14 protein-coding genes and 1 tRNA gene are annotated in these 18,979 nt (G+C 63.7%); 7 read left to right on the top strand and 8 right to left on the bottom strand.

Annotated features, from left to right (window positions below):
* Positions 1–2: 2 nt before the first annotated feature.
* The 5 genes from BM118_RS34250 to BM118_RS34230 all read right to left on the bottom strand — a co-directional run bounded on the left by BM118_RS34250 (position 3) and on the right by BM118_RS34230 (position 6,789).
* Positions 3–1,508 (bottom strand): M81 family metallopeptidase, encoded by a 1,506-nt coding sequence (locus BM118_RS34250; RefSeq protein WP_092191552.1) that lies wholly within the window; start codon positions 1,506–1,508, stop codon positions 3–5.
* Positions 1,509–1,806: 298 nt separating this feature from the next.
* Entirely contained in the window at positions 1,807–3,456 is a 1,650-nt protein-coding gene (locus tag BM118_RS34245) for an ABC transporter ATP-binding protein (protein WP_092191633.1), read from the bottom strand.
* Positions 3,457–3,585: 129 nt separating this feature from the next.
* Positions 3,586–4,473 (bottom strand): ABC transporter permease, encoded by an 888-nt coding sequence (locus tag BM118_RS34240; RefSeq protein WP_092191550.1) that lies wholly within the window; start codon positions 4,471–4,473, stop codon positions 3,586–3,588.
* Positions 4,474–4,491: 18 nt separating this feature from the next.
* On the bottom strand, positions 4,492–5,433 hold the full coding sequence (locus BM118_RS34235) for an ABC transporter permease (RefSeq protein ID WP_177234945.1): 942 nt from the start codon (positions 5,431–5,433) through the stop codon (positions 4,492–4,494).
* Between the two features lie 225 nt (positions 5,434–5,658).
* Complete coding sequence (locus BM118_RS34230; RefSeq protein WP_092191548.1) at positions 5,659–6,789, bottom strand: M20/M25/M40 family metallo-hydrolase; 1,131 nt, start codon at positions 6,787–6,789, stop codon at positions 5,659–5,661.
* Positions 6,790–7,059: 270 nt separating this feature from the next.
* Between BM118_RS34230 and BM118_RS34225 the strand changes: the two genes are divergently transcribed.
* The gene (locus tag BM118_RS34225) at positions 7,060–8,667 is read left to right on the top strand and encodes an ABC transporter substrate-binding protein (RefSeq protein WP_092191546.1); all 1,608 of its coding nucleotides are present in this window, start codon (positions 7,060–7,062) and stop codon (positions 8,665–8,667) included.
* A 231-nt stretch (positions 8,668–8,898) separates the two neighbouring features.
* Positions 8,899–10,494, top strand: a complete 1,596-nt coding sequence (locus BM118_RS34220) for a glycosyltransferase family 39 protein (protein WP_244550301.1) — start codon at positions 8,899–8,901, stop codon at positions 10,492–10,494.
* Between the two features lie 201 nt (positions 10,495–10,695).
* Here BM118_RS34220 and BM118_RS34215 read toward each other — a convergent pair whose 3' ends face one another.
* Positions 10,696–11,946: a multidrug effflux MFS transporter gene (locus tag BM118_RS34215; RefSeq protein WP_092191629.1), complete on the bottom strand. Its 1,251-nt coding sequence runs from the start codon at positions 11,944–11,946 to the stop codon at positions 10,696–10,698.
* 277 nt (positions 11,947–12,223) lie between these two features.
* Between BM118_RS34215 and BM118_RS34210 the strand changes: the two genes are divergently transcribed.
* The 4 genes from BM118_RS34210 to BM118_RS34195 all read left to right on the top strand — a co-directional run bounded on the left by BM118_RS34210 (position 12,224) and on the right by BM118_RS34195 (position 16,855).
* Entirely contained in the window at positions 12,224–13,180 is a 957-nt protein-coding gene (locus BM118_RS34210; protein ID WP_177234944.1) for a hypothetical protein, read from the top strand.
* A 490-nt stretch (positions 13,181–13,670) separates the two neighbouring features.
* On the top strand, positions 13,671–13,871 hold the full coding sequence (locus tag BM118_RS34205) for a hypothetical protein (protein ID WP_092191540.1): 201 nt from the start codon (positions 13,671–13,673) through the stop codon (positions 13,869–13,871).
* Between the two features lie 7 nt (positions 13,872–13,878).
* The gene (locus BM118_RS34200) at positions 13,879–14,451 is read left to right on the top strand and encodes a Fic/DOC family protein (protein WP_092191538.1); all 573 of its coding nucleotides are present in this window, start codon (positions 13,879–13,881) and stop codon (positions 14,449–14,451) included.
* Positions 14,452–14,572: 121 nt separating this feature from the next.
* A complete protein-coding gene (locus tag BM118_RS34195; RefSeq protein WP_092191536.1) occupies positions 14,573–16,855 on the top strand; it encodes a KAP family P-loop NTPase fold protein in 2,283 nt (760 codons plus the stop codon).
* Positions 16,856–17,044: 189 nt separating this feature from the next.
* Here the strand turns inward: BM118_RS34195 and BM118_RS34190 are convergent.
* A tRNA-Leu gene (locus BM118_RS34190) sits at positions 17,045–17,133 on the bottom strand.
* 173 nt (positions 17,134–17,306) lie between these two features.
* Here BM118_RS34190 and BM118_RS34185 point away from each other — a divergent pair.
* A complete protein-coding gene (locus BM118_RS34185; RefSeq protein ID WP_092191534.1) occupies positions 17,307–17,750 on the top strand; it encodes a twin-arginine translocation pathway signal in 444 nt (147 codons plus the stop codon).
* Between the two features lie 10 nt (positions 17,751–17,760).
* Here the strand turns inward: BM118_RS34185 and BM118_RS34180 are convergent, their stop codons facing one another.
* On the bottom strand, positions 17,761–18,963 hold the full coding sequence (locus BM118_RS34180; RefSeq protein ID WP_092191532.1) for an FAD-dependent monooxygenase: 1,203 nt from the start codon (positions 18,961–18,963) through the stop codon (positions 17,761–17,763).
* Positions 18,964–18,979 lie beyond the last annotated feature (16 nt).

Here is an 18,979-nt window from a genome sequence, read left to right as displayed (position 1 = left end):
GGTTAGCGTGAAGGAGGATTGAAAACGGGGCCGTTCGGCTTGATGCGAATGCCCGGGCGCAGCTTCGTCCAGGGCAGGGAGGCCGTGTCGGCCGGCATGGCGCCCGGGGCGGCGCAGATCATCAGCTGTTCCGCGATCGGCTCGAAATCGGCGCGGAAGTGCACCGAGCTCTTGTTGACCAGGATCTTCTGTTCGGTCGGCTCGATGCCGACATAGCGGTACATCGCCTGATCGGCGAGCTGCGCCTTGTGCGAGGAGACGACGACACGAACCTCGCCGATGCGCAGGGCCGCGGAAGGACCCATCTCCATCTCGCGGCCGCCGTAATAGGGGCCGGGCGCGATGAAGCGGCCGTCGGACAATTTTTCGACGACGAAGGTCTCGCGATAAGGCTCGTCGCCTGGAATGCCGGACTTGCCGCCGAGCGACAGCGTCACCGTGGCGCCGACGCCGGCCGCATGCGCGGCCTTCGCCGATTCCGGATCGTAGATCGCACCGGTCGCGGCGCTCGCCTTGTTGCGCACCAGCGCGCGCAGCATGCCGGTGGTATCGGAATCGCCGCCGGCGCCGGGATTGTCCTGGGTGTCGGCGATGATGATCGGCCTGCTGGCGCCCTTCGCCAGTTCCATCGCATGGCGCACGCCGTCGTCGGGCGACCAGATCTTGCCGTCGAAATCGTCCTCGTGGCCTTCGATCAGCTTGACGATCGCATCCGCAGCGCGATCGGCGTCGGCTTGCGTCTTGCCATAGGCGAACACGCTCGGCCCGCAATCGCGGAAGTCGGCGGCAGGGAAGCCGGGCGCGAAGGACAGCGTCGGGACCGCGTCGCTCTCGATCGCGGCGAGCTTCTCGTAGATGCCCTTGGTCGGCTGGTCGTTGGTGCACTGCCAGCTGATCGGGATCAGGAACGGCAGTTGCCGGAACGCCTTGGCGAAGCGCTGCTTGGTCTTCAGCAGCAGCGCGAGATGTCGCGCCGAGGCGCGGCCGGTCTCGGCCATGTCGACATGCGGATAGGTGCGGTAGGCGATCAGCGCGTCGGCATGTTCCATCATGTCCGGCGTGACGTTGGCATGCAGGTCGAGGCTGGTGACCAGCGGAACATTCTCGCCGATGACGCGGCGCACCCGCGCCAGGATCTCGCCTTCGCCGTCGTCGAAATGCTCCGTCACCATCGCGCCATGCAGGTCGAGATAGACCGCATCGACGGGGCCCGCCGCCGCAATGCCGTCGACCATCACCTTCACGATGCGCTCGAAGGCGTCCCGGGTGACATGCGCCGACGGGCTCGCGCCGCAGGCGATCGTCGGAACGAGTTCCCAGCCGTTGGCTTCGGCGCTGTCGACGAAGCCGGCGAGGCCGACATTGATGCGGCGCATCACCTTCAGCACGTCGGCACCTTGCGTCATCGCCGGCCAGCCGCCGCCATGCTGGAAGTCCGCAAACGTCGCCTTCGTCGGAGCGAAGGTATTGGTCTCGTGCAGGAAGCCGCCGACGGCGATACGTGTCATCAACTCAAGTCCAGGCGATTGAAAGTGCGCGACGTTAGCCTTGCTCATGCGGAGAGAGCAAGGCGGGACGCACTCGCGTCGTGCATAGGGTCAAGACGTTTTGGGAATGCTGCGGATGCAGTGAATGCTGTGACCGATCCGCCAACAGCATTCTCGGTGTCGTCCCGGCGAAAGCCGGGACCCATAACCACAGGGAGCAGTTTGGCGAAGGTTGGTCGTTCGGGATTAGCGCGGCACGCGATCGATGGATTCCGCGGTATGGGTCCCGGCTTTCGCCGGGACGACACCGAAGATGTTGCTACGCCGTCGCCACCACGCCTTCCGACACCGGCCGGAAGTTCGCAAAATCCCAGCCGCGGCCGGGGGCTGCCTCCAGCAGGGCCCTGGTGTAGGCCTCCTTCGGATGCGTCAGCACTTCGGCGGCGGGGCCCTGCTCGACCACGCGGCCGTGCTGCATCACCACGACCTCGTCGCAAATTTGAGCTGCGACACGCAGATCGTGGGTGATGAACAGGATCGCGATGCCGAGCCGCTTCTGGATCTCGTCGAGCAGTTCCAGCACCTGCGCCTGCACCGAGACGTCGAGCGCGGAGACAGCTTCGTCCGCGACCAGCACGTCCGGATCGAGCGCGAGCGCACGCGCGATCGCGATGCGCTGGCGCTGGCCTCCGGAGAACTGGTGCGGATAGCGTGACACCGCATCGGCCGGCAGGCCGACCAGCTCGAGCAGCTCGCGGGCGCGCTTCATCGCATCGGCATGCGAGACGCCGTAATTGATCGGGCCTTCCGCGATGCTCTCGCCGACGGTGACGCGCGGGTTGAGCGAGCGATAGGGATCCTGGAACACGATCTGGATCTTCTGCCGGTGCGGCTGGAGCAGGCGACGCGAGATGTCGGAGATCTCGCGGCCGGACAGGCGCACGCCGCCGGAGGTCGGGTCGATCAGGCGGACGATGCAGCGTGCCACCGTGGACTTGCCCGAGCCGCTCTCGCCGACGATGCCGAGCGTGCGGCCCTTGCGCAGCGTCAGCGTGACCTTGTCGGCGGCGACGACCTCGCGGCCTTTGCCGAAGAAGGCGCGCTCCTTGTAGACCTTGCTGAGGTCGTTGGCTTCCAGCACCACCGGTTCCTTGGTCTCCGGTCGCGCCGCGCGCGGCACCAGGCTCGGCACCGCAGAGAGCAGGTTGCGGGTGTATTCCATGGTCGGGCTGCGCAGCACGGTCTCGAGCGCACCGGTCTCGACGAGGCGGCCCTGCCGCATCACGGCGACACGGTCGGCGATTTCCGCCACCACGCCCATGTCGTGGGTGATGAACAGCACGGCCGTGCCGTGGTCGCGCTGGAGGTCGCGGATCAGGGTCAGGATCTGCTTCTGCGTGGTGACGTCGAGCGCGGTGGTCGGCTCGTCGGCGATCAGCAGCTTCGGTTCGAGCACCAGCGCCATCGCGATCATGATGCGCTGGCGCTGGCCGCCGGAGAGGCGGTGCGGGTAGGAGGCGAAAATGCGCTCGACCTGGGGCAGGCGCACCTGCTCCATCATGTCGAGGATACGCTTCTTCCGCGCCTTGGCATCGAGATCGGTGTGGGCGCGCAGGACCTCGTCGATCTGGCGGCCGACCGGCACCACCGGATTGAGCGCGGTCATCGGCTCCTGGAAGATCATCGCCATCTGCGTCGCGCGGAGCTGGCGCAGCCGGCGGTCGGTTGCGGTGAGCAGCTCTTCGCCGACCAGCTTGACGCTGCCGGCGGTGGGCACCAGCGTGCCCTTCGGCAGCAGGCCCATCGTGGTCAGCGAGGTCACCGACTTGCCCGAGCCGCTTTCGCCGACGAGACACAGCGTCTCGCGCTCGTGCACCTGGATCGAGATGCCGTCGATGATGTTCGCGCCCTTCGGCTTCTTGCCGATGGAAACGACGAGATTGTTGATGTCGAGGACAGGGTTGGTCATGCAGGATCTTTCGTCATTCCGGGGCGCGCGCAGCGCGAACCCGGAATCCATCGGGCGTCAGTGCAAGCGGTGAAATGGATTCCGGGCTCGCGCCAAAAGGCGCGCCCCGGAATGACCGCGGTACTCGCATCACTTCCCCTCCCGCTGCTTCATGCGGGGATCGAGGGCGTCGCGGGCGGCGTCGCCGATCAGATTGATGCTGAGGATGGCGATTGACAGCAGGAGGCCCGGCCAGAAGATCAGCGACGGCTTGATCTGGAAGTACTGGCGGCCCTCGGCCATGATGTTGCCCCAGGTCGGCGTCTCCGGCGAGATGCCGGCACCGAGGAAGGAGAGGATGGCCTCGGTGAGGATCGCGGAGGCGCAGACGTAACTGCCCTGCACGATCAGAGGCGCGATCGTGTTCGGCATCAAATGCCGCCACATGATCTTCGGCAGGGATGAGCCGACCGAGATCGCCGCCTCGACGTAGGGCTCTTCACGCGCCGACAGCACGACCGAGCGCACCAGGCGTGCGACGCGCGGAACTTCGGGGATCGTGATCGCGATCAGCACGGTCCAGAGGCTGGCGCCGGACAGCGACACCACGGCGATCGCGAGCAGGATGCTCGGCATCGCCATCAGGCCGTCCATGACCCGCATCAGGACGGCGTCGACCAGCTTGAAGAAGCCGGAGACGAGGCCGATCGCCAGCCCGATCACGATCGACAGGATCGCCGAGCCGACGCCGATCAGCAGCGAGATGCGGCCGCCATAGATCACGCGCGACAACAGGTCGCGTCCGTAGGCATCGGTGCCGAGCAGGAATTGCGCCGAGGTCGGCTTCAATCGTTGCGACGGCGCGAGCTGGATCGGATCATGCGGCGCGATCAGCGGCGCCAGAATCGAGATCAGCACGATCAGCGCGAGCAAGACCGTCGCCGTGGCGATGATCGGCGTCGAGGTGAGGAATCCGAAGCGCGGCCGCAGCGGCGACGTGATCGGAATGGACGACTGGGGAAGGGTATCGACCGACATTTTGTCCTTATCCTTGCCTCAGTACCGGATCCGCGGATCGAGCAGGGTGTAGGCGACGTCAATGAGAAGATTGACGACGACATAGATCAGCGAGGTCAGCAGGATCATCGCCTGGATCACCGGATAGTCGCGCGCCAGCACCGCGTCCACGGTGAGGCGGCCGATGCCGGGGATGTTGAACACGCTCTCGGTGACGACGACGCCCGAGATCAGAAGCGCAAAGCCGGTGCCGATCACGGTGATGACGGGCACGGCGGCGTTGCGCAGCGCATGGCGCAGCATCACGGCGACCTCGTTGATGCCCTTGGCGCGCGCTGTGCGGACGTAGTCCTCGCCGAGCACGTCGAGCATCGCCGCGCGCGTCATGCGCGCAATCAGCGCGATGTAGATGAAGGAGAGGGCGCAGGTCGGCAGGATCATGCGCTCGAAGAACGGACCGAAGCCGTTCGAGATGCTGCGGAAGCCCTGCACCGGCACCCAGCGCAGGTCAATGGCGAAAACCTCGATCAGGAGATAGCCGACCACGAACACCGGGACCGAGAAGCCGAGCACCGAGAGACCCATCACGAATCGGTCGATCCAGGTGCCGTGCTTCCACGCCGCGATCACGCCCAAGGGGACCGCGACGATGACGGCGAGGATGATGGTCGACAGCGCGATCGAGATCGACGGCTCGACGCGCTGGCCGATCATCTTCATCACGGGCAGGTTGGAGATCAGCGAGGTCCCGAGATCGCCGTGCAGCAGCTTGTTCACCCAGGTGATGAACTGCACGATCAGGGGCTCGTTGAGGCCGAGCGAGGCACGGATGCGCTCCAGCCGTTCCGGCGTGGCGTTGTCGCCGGCGAGAATCGCGGCGGGATCGCCGGGGGTGAGGCGGAGCAGGAGGAAGACGAACAGCGCGACGACGCCCATCACGGGCACGGCGGCAAAGATTCGGCGTAGGAGATATCCGAGCAAGTTGGATCCGTCAGATTAGAGTCAAATCGGCGGCAGCGGTCGTTGCCTGTTCTGCCATCAGCCTAACATTTCAGCAATTCCCGTGCCATTAGGGCCACAGGTTTTGCAGTGCGGCTAGTTGTTTTGGGGCCCTCTTCGCAGGGGACCAAGCGGAGCGCGCGCCCGCCACGGACGAAAGATGGTGGGTACGGCGCAAAAGCGCCCCAGCGCACCCGACCAATCCGGTCATTCCAGCGTCGCCAGCAGCCCTGCCATCAGGCGGCCGCGTTCGACCAGGCTCTCGACTTCGATATACTCTTCGAGCGTGTGGCCATTGCCGCCACGCACGCCCAGGCCGTCGAGCGTCGGGATGCCCATCGCGCCGGTAAAGTTGCCGTCCGAGCCGCCGCCAGAACTCGCATGCGGCAACTCGGCGCCGAGCGACCTGGCGATGTCGCGCGCCTTCTCGTACAGCGCCATGGTGCCGGCGCCGGGTTCCCACACGGGCCGGGTGACGCCACGCGTCACCTTGAACGCAACATCATTGGTTGTGCCTGACAGAGCCAGCATCCTCTCGACGCCGCGATCGAGATCGGCCTGGCGCTTGGCCATCGAAAGCGCTTCGCCTGTGGCGGTCGTGGCAACGCAATTGACCCATTGTCCGCCATGCACGACGCCGACCGAGAAGGTGCAGTCCTCCGTCGTCATCGCGTCGATGGCGAGGATCTGCCGCGCCATCTCGCGGATCGCCGAGCGGCCCGCCGACAGCGTCGCGCCGGCATGGCTCGGCCGGCCGGTTGCCTCGAGATTGAAGCGTGCGATGGCGTAGCGTCCGGTGGTGACGCCGTTGTCGGCGCGGCCGGGCTCGGGCACCAGCACGTATTTGTTGCGCGCAGCCTCTGCCTCGATGATGTCGCGTGTCGAGGGCGTGCCGACCTCCTCGTCCGGCGTGAACAGCACGGTGATCGGCAGCGGCGTGGTGAAGGCGGCGCGCGCCAGCTGCCGGATCGCTTCCAGCGAGAGATAGTTGCCGCCCTTCATGTCGTAGATGCCGGGGCCGTAGCACTTGCTGCCCTCGCGGCGCCATTTCAGCTTCTCGATGGTGCCGACCGGGTGGACGGTGTCCATGTGCCCGGCGATCAGGATGCCGGGCTCGCCCTGCTTCGGATGAGGAAAGCGCGCGCGGATCACGCCGCCAAAGCCCTGGCGGCCGGCGATGCGTTCGATCGTCGCACCCATGATTGCCATATCCCGCGCTGCGATATCGAGCATGCGGTTCACGGCGCTCGCATCCCAGGTCGGGCTTTCGCATTCCACCCAACCGCGCAAGCCTTCAAGCATCGCCTCGGAATCGAAGGGGAGATTGGCTGGATTCATCGTAATGTCTCTCAAGCTTCGAAAGATGGAACGCGCATTGCATCGGCGCGGGGCAGGACAAGCGGAGAGCGTTGTAGAGCCAAACCGATCTTTGGGGAGCCCGTGCGCGCGCCGCCGGGGGCTGCAGCGAAACCGGATTGACGCGCTCGGCACTGTCTGCAAGTCTCGAAAAGATAAAGGCATTGCATGAGGTTAGTTCGCCCAAAGAACGATCCGAATGCTCAACCAATAACCTGCCTTTGAACAGTTTCACGTCAGGAGAAACTTTTTATGTTCCACTTCATGCGCCGGGGGCCTCGCGCGTTCGCCTCCAAACTTGCGCTGTCGGTCGTCGCGCTCTCGACCGCGCTGGCCTCGCCAGTGCTTGCAGCCGGCAAGACCCTCACTGCGGTGATGCATTCCGACCTGCGCATCATAGATCCGATCTTCACCACGGCCTATATCACGCGTGACCACGGCTACATGGTCTACGACACCCTGGTGGCCACCGATTCGAACTTCAAGATCCAGCCGCAGATGGCGGACTGGAAGATCTCCGACGACAAGCTCACCTACACCTTCACGCTGCGCGACGGCCTGAAGTGGCATGACGGCGCGCCGGTGACCGCGGAGGACTGCGTTGCCTCGCTGAAGCGTTGGGCCGCGGTCGACGGCATGGGCCAGAAGCTCCTGGACTTCACCGCGAGCATCGAGGCGACCGACGCCAAGACCATCACGTTGAAGCTGAAGGAGCCCTACGGCCTCGTGCTCGACTCCATCGGCAAGCCGTCCTCGCGCGTCGCCTTCATGATGCCGAAGCGTCTCGCCGAGACGCCGCCGGACAAGCAGATCCCCGAGCAGATCGGCTCGGGCCCCTTCAAGTTCGTGCAGTCGGAATTCCAGCCCGGCGTGAAGGCCGTCTACGTCAAGAACACCGATTACGTGCCGCGCAAGGAGCCGGCGAACTGGACCTCCGGCGGCAAGGTGGTGAAGGTTGACCGCGTCGAGTGGATCACGATGCCGGACTCGCAGACCGCGGTGAACGCGCTGCAGTCGGGCGATATCGACTTCATGGAAAACCTGCCGTACGACATGCTGCCGGTCCTGGAAGCGAACAAGGAGATCACGCTCGAGGTCTCGAACAAGTTCGGCTTTCAGACGCTCGGCCGGATGAACTTCCTTCATCCGCCGTTCGACAACGTGAAAGTGCGCCGTGCTGCCCTTCTGGCGATGAACCAGAAGGACGTTCTCGATGCGCTCGTCGGCAACGCCAAATATCAGAAGATCTGCGGCGCCTTCTTCGTGTGCGACACGCCGCTCGCGACCGACGTCGGTGCCGAGACCCTGGTGAAGGGCAATGGCATGGCGGAAGCCAAGAAGGCGCTCGCCGAGTCCGGCTATGACGGCACCCCGATCGTCGTCATGGCACCCGGCGACGTCACGACGCTCAAGGCGCAGCCGATCGTGGCCGCCCAGTTGCTGCGCGAGGCCGGCTTCAAGGTCGACCTGCAGGCGACCGATTGGCAGACGGTGGTGAGCCGCCGCGCCAGCCAGAAGCCGCCGAAGGAAGGCGGCTGGAACATGTTCTTCACCAACTGGGTTGCGGCCGACGTCTCCAACCCGATCGCCAATCTCTCGATCGGCGGCCAGGGCAAGAAGGGCTGGTTCGGCTGGGCGGAAGACGCCAAGATCGAGCAGCTCAAGGATGCTTTCGTCCGCGCGCCATCGGTCGACGAGCAGAAGAAGATCGCCGCCGACATCCAGAAGGAAGCCTATGAGCAGGTGATCTACATTCCGCTCGGGCAGTATCTGCTGCCGAGCGGCTGGCGTAAATCGCTGACCGGCGTGCTCGACGGCCCCGCAACGCCCCTGTTCTGGAATGTCGACAAGTCGGAGTAGGCGGGCGCGTCCTTCCGCCTTTCGTCCGGATCATCACGCGGCGCCGCTGTCATCAGCGGCGCCGTTGTCGTTTCAGCTTGGCGTCACCTTGGGAAGACCGTGGAGCTTTGAGCGCTTCCAATTTCCAATCATTGCTATTTGTTTCCAACCTGAAATAGATGTGTCGTCCTCGCGCATCACTTTCCCCTGTCCCATTTGATTCCTGTGCCGTTCGATTTTGCATTCCAGGCGATGGCCGAACGGTCCGATCGCGCGCCGGCGCGATGGCGCTGGCCTTTCCTGCGCTGGCTCGACGGCGTCGAGGCGGGCTGGGCCGTGCCGCTTCTCATCGCCTGCTTCGTTGCGATCTGGACGCTCTATCTGGCCATCGCCTATGCCGGCGGCGGCCTGCACCCTGATACGCTCGAGGCCTGGACGCTGGGACGGAATTTCGCCTTCGGCTATCACAAGCATCCGCCGTTGATGGGGTGGGTTACGGCGGCATGGACCTTCGTTTTTCCGCTCAGCGACTGGTCGCTGCAACTGATGGCGATGGCCAATGCCGGGCTTGCGCTGGTCTTCGTCGATCTGATCTCGCGGCAGTTCGTGACCGGGCACAAGCGCATCCTGGTGCTGCTGCTGTTGATGCTGACGCCGGCCTATCAATTCCACGCCCAGCGCTTCAACGCCAATGCGGTGCTGCTCGCGACCTGGCCGCTGGCGACCTGGTGCTTCCTGCGCGCATTCGAGACGCGCGGCCCGCTGTGGGCGGTCGCGGTGGGATGCACCACGGCGCTCGCGATGGTCGGCAAGTATTATTCGATCTTTCTCGTCGCGAGCTTCGCCTTTGCCGCGCTGGCGCATCCGGCGCGGCGCGCCTATTTCACCTCCGCTTCGCCCTGGATCTCGGTCGCCGTCGGGTTTGCGGCGCTGTCGCCGCACCTCTACTGGCTTGCGACGACGGGCGCGTCGACCTTCACCTATGCGCTGGCTCACGCCAACGGCAGCGTCGCGAGTTCGCTCGGTGAGGCCAGGAATTTCCTGCTGGGGCTGGCTGCGGCCATGAGCGCATCGGCCGTGCTCTGGATGCTCATCGCCGGCACGCGGCTGAAGCAGTTTCCGGCCGACTTCGCGGCAATGAGTCCGGGCCTGCGACTTCTCTTTTATGTTGCGATCGGCACGATCGTGCTGCCGGTCCTGACGTCGCTTGTGATGGGGACCGATCTGCCGTCGCTGTGGGCGTTGCAGGGGCTGTTCCTGTTCGTCGTTCTCGTGGTCTGTGGCGCGCGCTATCCGATCGAGCGGTTCCACACCGTCAACGTCACGGTGATCGTCGCCGGCGTCGCGCTCGCCGCCGTCCTGGTCGCCGCCCCGATCCATGCCGTCTATCGCAACAATCACGGCTATGAAGAGGGCCGGAACTTCTATGCGCAGGCGGCCAGCGAATTGACGCGCCAGTGGCGCGAACTGACCGGCGAGCCGCTGAGCGCCGTGAGTGGCGATGATGCGCTGGCTTTTGCGACGGCGTTCTATAGCCCCGACCATCCGCGTTATGCACGGCCGTTCGCGTATCAATACACTTGGGGCTTGCCGCACAAGATGACGCTGGACCGCGGCTGGGCCGCGCTCTGTTTCCGCGGCCAGGACCATTGCGACCGGTGGATGGAGTGGGTGTCCGCCGGCGCCGGACAGTTCGTCAGGCGCGAGTTCACCGTGCAGGCCACGCTGTGGGGCCGGCCCGGCGTCACGCGGGAGGTTGTCGTGCTGATGGTGCCGCCGCGCGGAAGCCGCGCCGCGCCCGAGAGCGCCGCAGACGATTTCAGCGCCAGCCGGCGTCCGGCGGACTAGGCTGCGCGCTCAGCAATGGCTGTCGCGCACCCGCTCGAGGCCTTCGCTTGCGAAAGGCGCGTTGAACGCAGCCTGCTCGGCGTTTGGCTCGGAACGTCCCGTATCAGGCCGATCTGAGGTGGGCTCTTCGCGGTGTTCCGGTTCCATGGCAGCGGCCTTTCGAATTGCTGCACTACAACATCGGGGCCGCCCGCAAGTTCCTTAACCGATGGGGCGATGATGCGGCTTGAACAGCCGGCCCTTCTCCACCACCAGCACGATCGCGAGCGCCGCCAGCGTCGACAGGAAGAAGCCGACCGAGAACGGCAGCAGCGTGCCGTCAAAGCTCTGCCCGATCGCCATGCCGACCACGATGCCGATCAGCGTCGTGATCGAGCCGTAGAGCGAGGAGGCGGTGCCGGCGATGTGGCCCTGCGGCTCCATGGCGAGCGCGGTGAAGTTGGCGACCATCATGCCGAACGAGAACATCATGAGCGCCGACAGTGCCATGAACAGAGCAAGCGGCAGCACGTTCAGGATTTCGGTGACCAGCATGACGCTGGCGACCACGGCATAGAGCGTCAGGGCGCCGTGCGAGATCACGCGCATGCCGAGCCGCCCGACCAGCCTCGCATTGAGGAAACCGGCAATGGCGGTGCCGGCCGCGATCGCAGCGAAGGCGAGCGGGAAGTAGTGGCCGAGGTGATAGATGCCGGTGAAGATCTGTTGGGCCGAGAAGACATAGGCGAACAGTGCGCCGATGACGCTGCCGGCGGCCGTCGCATAGCCGATGGTCTGGCGATTGGTCACGGTCTGCCGGAAGGCCGAGAGCACGTCGGCAGGCGCCAGCGACCTGCGTTCTGACGCAGGGAGGGTTTCGGGCAGCCGCAGCACGGACCATGCGAGCGCGAGCAGTCCATAGAGCATCAGCACGACGAAGATGCCGCGCCATTGTGTGACGAGCAGCACCGCCTGTCCGAACGACGGCGCGATCACCGGCACCGCGATGAACACCATCATGGCAAGCGACATCACGCTCGCCATGCGGCGGCCGACATAGCAGTCGCGCACGATCGAGGTCGCGATCACGCGCGTTGCCGAGGTGCCGAGCCCTTGCAGCGCGCGCGCCAGCAGGAGCGTCTCGAACGAGGGCGCGGCAACCGCCAGCACGCTCGCAACCGCATAGACCGCCATGCCACCCAGCAGCACCGGGCGACGGCCGAAGCGGTCCGACAACGGACCCATGACGAACTGGCCGACGCCGAAGCCGATCAGGAAGGTCGACAGCACGAGCTGGAGATGGTTGGCGTTCGGAATCTTGAAGGCGGCCCCGATATTGGGCTGCGCCGGCAGCATCATGTCCATCGCAAGCGGATTCAGCGCCATGATGGACGCGATCACGATGACGAATTCGGGAAAACCCATCGGCCGGTGTCCCGAGGACACCCAACTGTCGGCATTGACGTCGGACAAAAAGCTCACCTCTGATTGAGTGGCTTTATCTATCGTCCATGCTGCGATGCACAACCCTTGTTTTGGGATGGCTGTCAGGCGGAGCTGGAGCGGACAAGACTTGGTGAAGCAGCCGTCACTCCGGGACAGGTCAGCCAGGGCGCGAGCGCCGTTGCACCGGCCACGCCGCCTGGAAGGCGTCCCGGCAACAGCCTGTCGAAGCGGCGCGGCGATACCACCCAAGGTGGCAGGATTCTTGCTACGGTCGTCGTCGCCGGAATGGCTGCGGAGAACCGTGATGCTCTCTACGCAACGCTCGCTCGCGACGGCCCAACTCGGCCGCAACAGCTTCGAGGAGATCTTCGAGTCCCGGACGCCGTTGCGCGAGGCCGCCCTGGAGTCGTTTCGTCGCAGGAACGCGGTTCTCGACGGTGTCTTCTACGACATCGGCAAGGTGACCCAGGAGGAGGCCCGCGAAACGGCGCCCTGGCTGGCACGCGAGGGCGCAATCCTGATCGTCCCGCCATCCGGCGCCGGATCGCTCAAGCTCTGCAACACCGTGGAAGACTTCGCCAATGCTGGCGGCGCAGATGTCCGTATCCTGGCGGTGGCCGGCGTCGGTAGTTCGGCGCTGGGGGCGGCGGCCTTCGCACGGAATGTCGCTGACGCGTTTGGCGTGTCGGCTGCTGCCGTGGTGTCGGGCTACGGGCTTGCCGATCTCCTGACCGAGGCGCTCGGCGGCTGGTTCTGGTTCGGCACGCTCAACCGCCTGCGCCATCAGTTCGAGGAGCTGGACGACGTCAGCCGGGCGCTGAACCGGCCGGAGACCCTCAGTCCGCCGACATCACCGCTCGAGCTCGGCCGCGTCAGCCTGGATACAAGGACGGTCATGGCTTTGCTGAGCGATGATCGTTTCAGCTTTTCGCTGGTGACCGGACACTCCAAGGGCAACCTCGTGATCTCGGAAGCGCTGTACGAGCTGAAGGAGCAGCCGGCGATCGAACAGACCATTCCCGGCGACAGGTTCTGGATCGTCACGGTGTCTGCGGCGGTCGCGATGCCGCCCCGATACAAGAAGATCATCGACGTGATGGGCACGATCGATGGCTTCGGCGCGCTCAACTCGACGCCGGGAATCTCGATCGAGAAGTCGTGCCCGTTCTGCTGGCACCACACCAACACGGATTTGCCGTTTCACCTGCCGGTCACGAAGGTCTTCAGGGAGCTCAGGATCGAGCGGACGGTCGCCATCTGAGCCACGCCGGGAATCGCAATGGCGTCGGCGAACCGGGACGAAAGCGATAAGATTGCAGACGCCGCCATCCGCCGTGCTCGCGCCCTCAGCTCTCGTGGTGCGGGCAGCCGGGGTCGAACCGGCACGCCGCTTGCGCACCGAGGGATTTTAAGTCCCTTGCGTCAGACTGAAGTACTTGCCATTCCTAGCGAAAATCGGTGTGCTAAAAAAGTCGTGCTAATTTTGGTGCTATACTGGCCGTTTTCCGGGCTTTGGCCGGGAGCGCGAAAAGCACTAGCTGAAATGGCTGGCAGACCAACTTGACCGGGCGCCCATCTGGGACGAGGCTGGATTACCGCCGTCCGCAGGGACGCCATGCCGAAGCTACGTCCATCTAGGCAGGCTTTTCTAAACAGATCTTTGAGATTCGCCCAGGCCAATTGGCCACACTCCATTTCAACCCCTTCTCTTCCGACGTGGCGGCGATCGAGGTCTGTGGTATGATTCCGCTATGCCTAACCGTAAGAAGTCGCCCGCCAAGAAACGGATCGCCAAGGTCGTAATTGGCCGCGAGCGCTTTGCCAAGATCAGCGCCGTAGAAGGCATCAAGCCTTCATCGGCCATGCGGAAGCGGGTCGAGCAATTCGATCGACTCGGATTGTCGCCAGCAGAACGTCGCCGCGAAATCATCAAAGCCCACAAGAAGGGCTAGCCCGAACATGTACGATGCCGTTGAAGACCCGTATTGCTATCCGGGCACAACGGTTCTCAAAAACAAGCTGAAGCTGAAGACCCAGAAAGACCTCGACGCTTTCGAAGCCGAAATCGTCGCTCAGCGAGCCGAAGAGCCGCTCCCGACTGGCAAGCTCACGTATCCGCATTACCGGGCCATTCATCGCCACCTCTTTCAAGACGTCTACGACTGGGCCGGCAAGATCCGTACGGTTCGCATCTCAAAAGGCGGAAGCATGTTTTGCTACCCTGAGAGGATCGACCGAGAGATGTCGAAGCTGTTCAGCGCGTTGGCCGGTCAGAAGCAGTTTAAGGGTCTAACGCATGACGAGTTCGCTACCAAAGCCGCCCATTTCCTTGCCGAACTGAATGCGATCCATCCGTTTCGCGAAGGAAACGGACGCACCCAGCTTACGTTCCTGACTCTGCTCGCAGAGACCGCAGGTCATTCCTTAGCGATCGAGCGTCTCGATCCAGACGAGGTGATGCAGGCGATGATCGAGAGTTTTGGCGGGGAAGAGAAGCCGTTGGCTGAGCTGATCCTCGGGCTCAATCACTGAAATCAAGACCGCGCCGCAGCAATACCGGCGGCTAGCAGGTCGCCAGGCGTGACTCCCGTCAGGCAAAGCCGTAGCCTCTGATAATCGTTTAAGTTGATCAGTCCAGCCTCTGAGATTGTTGATGGATTTCCTAAGCGACAGGCCAGCATTGCGGCCACCCCTAACTGGCGACAAAGCTCTTCTCTCGATTGATGACGACGAGTTTGGGCTCAAAGAAATCATTGCCCGATTGTCTAATACGCTCGCGACTATGGTTCGCGGCGATGGGTACGCGCTCGGCATTGAAGGCTCCTGGGGGAGTGGAAAATCCACATTCGTCAATTTCATAGCTGAGCGGTTGGAGAAGATCCCTGGGCAACACGTTCTCCGCTTCGAGCCATGGCTCATCGGCGACAAGAGCGTGCTTATTGCCGCGTTCTTCAGCTTGATGGCGGCCGAGATCGATAGGATCGAAGAATCAACCGAATTCGGGTCGTCTTTCACATCCTGGCAGCTGCGCCGTGCCCGAAGAAAATTGTCCAAGTCCATTCGGAGGTACGGGAAATATATCGGAGCGTTAGCGGGACCCGTTGGTGGCGCCACATCGCTAGATCCGAGCGGCGCCACCGCACTGGCGGCAATTGGGCTCAAAGGACTTGATAAGCTTATACCGTTCTTCGGAAATGAGCTTCCGCTCGAAAAACTGAAGTCGGAAATCGTTGAAGGGCTGAGAGATCTGCGGCGAACGCATTCGGAAATCAGGTTCACCGTGGTCATTGACGACGTAGATCGTCTGCCTCCAGAAGAGGCTGTAGAGATCTTGCGCATGGTGCAAAAGGTGGCCGACTTTCCCTGCATCACGTACCTGATCTGCTACGACTCCAATGTGCTTTCGGAACAGGTCCGCCATACGTTGCAGGTTGAGGACGGCCGTCGCTATACCGAAAAGATACTTCAGGAAGTCATCCACATTCCGCCGCAGGAGCCTTTCGCTCTCCGAAGGGCCCTCAAGAGGAAGCTCCAGCAGGCTCTTCCTAAGGAGTTTGAGAGGATTCAGGGAGATCGCGATGCTGAGTACCGCCAGCATCTGTTCTTTGATGTTTGGGGCGGTACCTTTCTTGTAACACCGCGGGACGTCGCCCGGTTATTCGATGCCATTGCCTTGAACTGGCCTCTGCTGCCGCCCGAGTCCGACTTCTGCGATTTTCTCTGGCTGCAATTGCTGAAGCTCAAATCGTACGAGCTGTATACCTGGACACGCGAGTATCTTCAGAACGTCGGTGCTTATCGAGATGGGGGCCGTGCCGGAGACACCCAGCCTGGCGAAATGGCTCAGTCTCTATCAAAGCTGATGGAGAAGCATGGATGGGCAAGCCGCGCATATATCTCCGGTATCAATAGCTTCCTCCCCGGTGTGGGTTCGTTCGCATTTGATGATGAGAGTAAGAGAAAGGTCTTTGACTTTACGCGTGACGAGCTCGGAAATTTTGAAGCCAAGCAAAGATTGGGAAGCCCGAGCCACTGGCGGCAGTATTTTGCCTTTGAAGCACCATCATACGCGCTAAGGGACGGCGATATTGTCTTATTTCGTAAGGCATGCGCGACCACCGTAGGAAGAGCCAAGGCGTTCCTTTTAGAGCTACTAAGGCGGGAACATGAACGAAGAGGCCACTTCGTTGACCTACTGCTGGATCGACTCTTGGATCTGCCCGCGGGCTCGTTTTCGACATCCGAAGCCGATGGCATGGCTTGGGCATTTGCGCTGACTATGGACGAATTGGCGGTCGAGGCCGTGGGCATCCAGGAGTTTGGGAGGAGTGAACTCTGGCGCAAAGCAGTTCATTTGGTTGAGAAGAACAAACCGTCGGATTTCTCCGACATCGTAACCAAAGGGAAAGCCATCAATTGGCTGTCCCATGTGGTCCGCGACCTAGGCTTCGCTCACGGTCTGCCGAAGGGCAACAGATCCTACCCCGAAAACCAATGGCTCAGCCGCGAAGCGCTTGATGAAGCCGTTGTACTCATCACCCGACGATACGAAACGTTCGGTGTGAAGAGGATATTCACCCTGCCGAGCCCCTTGGACGCACTCTATTGCTGGGTTCAGCTCGGCAACCCGTCCATTGCGAGGCAATACATTGCCGCGGCTACTCGTGACGATGCGGGCTTTTTGAGTGCTCTCCAGGCAATGCGCGGTTGGCAAAACAGCTCAGACACGGGCGTAACCCATCCGCTGCGCGACGATGTCGTCGGCCATTTCCTCGATAAGGAAGAAGCATTCTCGCGTTTGGAAGCGTTGGCAAAGGCTGGTCGTCCCCAGGCGACTCGCAGAAAGGCCTCAGCGCTGTTAAAAGCGTGGCAAAGAAACGACAGCGCAAAGCAACCCGTTGCTGAAATAGCAATCGACGATGCAAGCGACGAGTAAGCTTTTGTGGGCGTACACTGCGGGGGCTCAAGTATTACTGCTTCCCAAGGAGTTACGGTGCACTCAATTGACTGGTGCATCCGTCGCCGAAAATATGCACGCGGCCCCGGATCGTCAGATGCCCAGGCCCGATCCTTCCCGGTGCACTGGCCAGCGGCTCTCTGCTTCAATCGCGCAGCGCCAAAAGGGTGGTGCGGGCAGCCGGGGTCGAACCGGCACAGCGCTTGCGCACCGAGGGATTTTAAGTCCCTTGCGTCTACCAATTCCGCCATGCCCGCTTGATCCAACGAGATCAAACACTTAAGTCCACCTCCGGCCGTCTGGAATCGGCGCTTCGCGGGCCGGGTGGGTGGTTCTTCCTTAAGCGAGCCGGCCGCACAAGGCAAAGCCTCAATCCGGACATCTGTTGCTGCTTTAGGCATTCTCAATCCACGGGGACTATTCATCCGGCATGCCTGTCTCGTTCCTCTCCCGCCGCCGCCCCGTGCGCGCGCTGCTTCCGCTGGTCGCGCTCTGCGCGGCGCTCGCCGGCTGTGCGGGCGTCAGCGACACCATCAGCCCGGCCTTCGTCGATCCGGCCCGCTATGACCTCTGGGATTGCAAGCAACTCGCACCCGAGCGCAAGAACGTCGTCAAGCGCATCGAAGACCTCGAGCGGCTGATGGCGAAGGCCGAGACCGGAACGGGCGGCGTCGTGGTCGCAGAGCTCGCCTATCGCAACGACTACGTCGCCGCGCGGGGACAGCAGAAGCTGATTGAAGAGACCTGGCGGAGGAACAGGTGCCGTGAGAGCGACATGGAGGCGGCGGCACCTCCCGCTCACCCGACGGTCGCGCCCGCACCGGCGAGCCCCGCCAGGCCGTCCAGGCCGAAGTCAGGCGGCGCCGTCAACTGACGACCACGCGCTAGGCCCGCCAGCCGTAGATCCAGTCCTGCCGCGCCAGCATGCGTTCCGGGCCGAGCGCCCGGATCGCAAGATCGCGCCCGATCGCGAGCGGTCCGCTGAAATGATAGATGCGGCCCTGCTGCCGCGCCGTCCGCTGCACCCGCCGCACGCGCGCCTGGCGTGCACGGCCATATTGCTTCAGCGCTGCGACGATGCCGTCCGTGCTCTCGGCCGTCTCGGGGCTCAGATGCCGTGCCAGCACGGCGGCATCCTCGATCGCCATGCCGGCGCCTTGCGCGGCGAACGGCAGCATCGCATGCACGGCATCGCCGAGCAGCGCGACCGGGCCTTTGCTCCAGGGGCAGCCGTCGGGCACGCCGAACAGCGCCCATTTGCGCCAGCTATCGACGGCGGCGAGCATCATCCGCGCCTGCGACGGCCAGCGCGGCGCGGCGAAAGCCTCCATCACTTCGCGCGGATCGCCGGGCGTGCTCCAGCCCGGCCTGTTCCAGGTGCCGGGCAGTACCGCGACCACGTTGATCTGGCGTCCGCCCGCGATCGGATAGGCGACGAGATGGGCGTTCGGGCCCATCCAGAGCTGGACCCGGCGCGCGGTGTAGTCCTTCGGCAGCTGCGTGGCATCGAGCGTACCGCGCCAGGCGATCAGTCCGGAGAAGCGCGGCTGGATCTCCGGAAACAGATGCTGGCGTACCGTCGACCAGATGCCGTCGGCGCCGATCAGCGCGCTGGCGAGATCGCTGCGGTGGATCGTGCCGCTGCGATGGACGATGGTCAGGCCCTTGGCGTGAGGCGCGACGTCTTCGAAGGTCGCACCCAGCTTCAGGTCGATGTCGGGATGGTCGGAGACTGCGCCGGCCAGCGCGGATTGCAGGTCGGCACGGTGCACCACCCAATAGGGGGCGCCGGCGCGCACGGATGCCGCTTCGCCGAGCGGCATGCGCAGGAGTTCGCCGCCGGCCCGCGCACTCATGATCGAGACCGCCTCCGGGACGACGGCGCGCGGCTTGAGCCGTTCGGTCAGGCCGAGCTCGACCAGCACGCGGCTCGCATTGGGGGAGAGTTGCAGGCCCGCACCGACTTCCTCGAGGCGCTCGGCCTTTTCCAGCACGACGATACGGAAGCCGCGCGACGCCAGCGCAAGCGCGGCCGTCAGGCCACCGATTCCGGCACCGGCGATGACAATCGTTCGGGAGAGCGCCACCCCCTGACCGGTGGAA

The organism is Bradyrhizobium sp. cf659, from assembly GCF_900113725.1.
In the GTDB taxonomy this organism is placed as follows: Bacteria; Pseudomonadota; Alphaproteobacteria; order Rhizobiales; family Xanthobacteraceae; genus Bradyrhizobium.
This window is presented reverse-complemented; position numbering and strand designations above follow the sequence as displayed.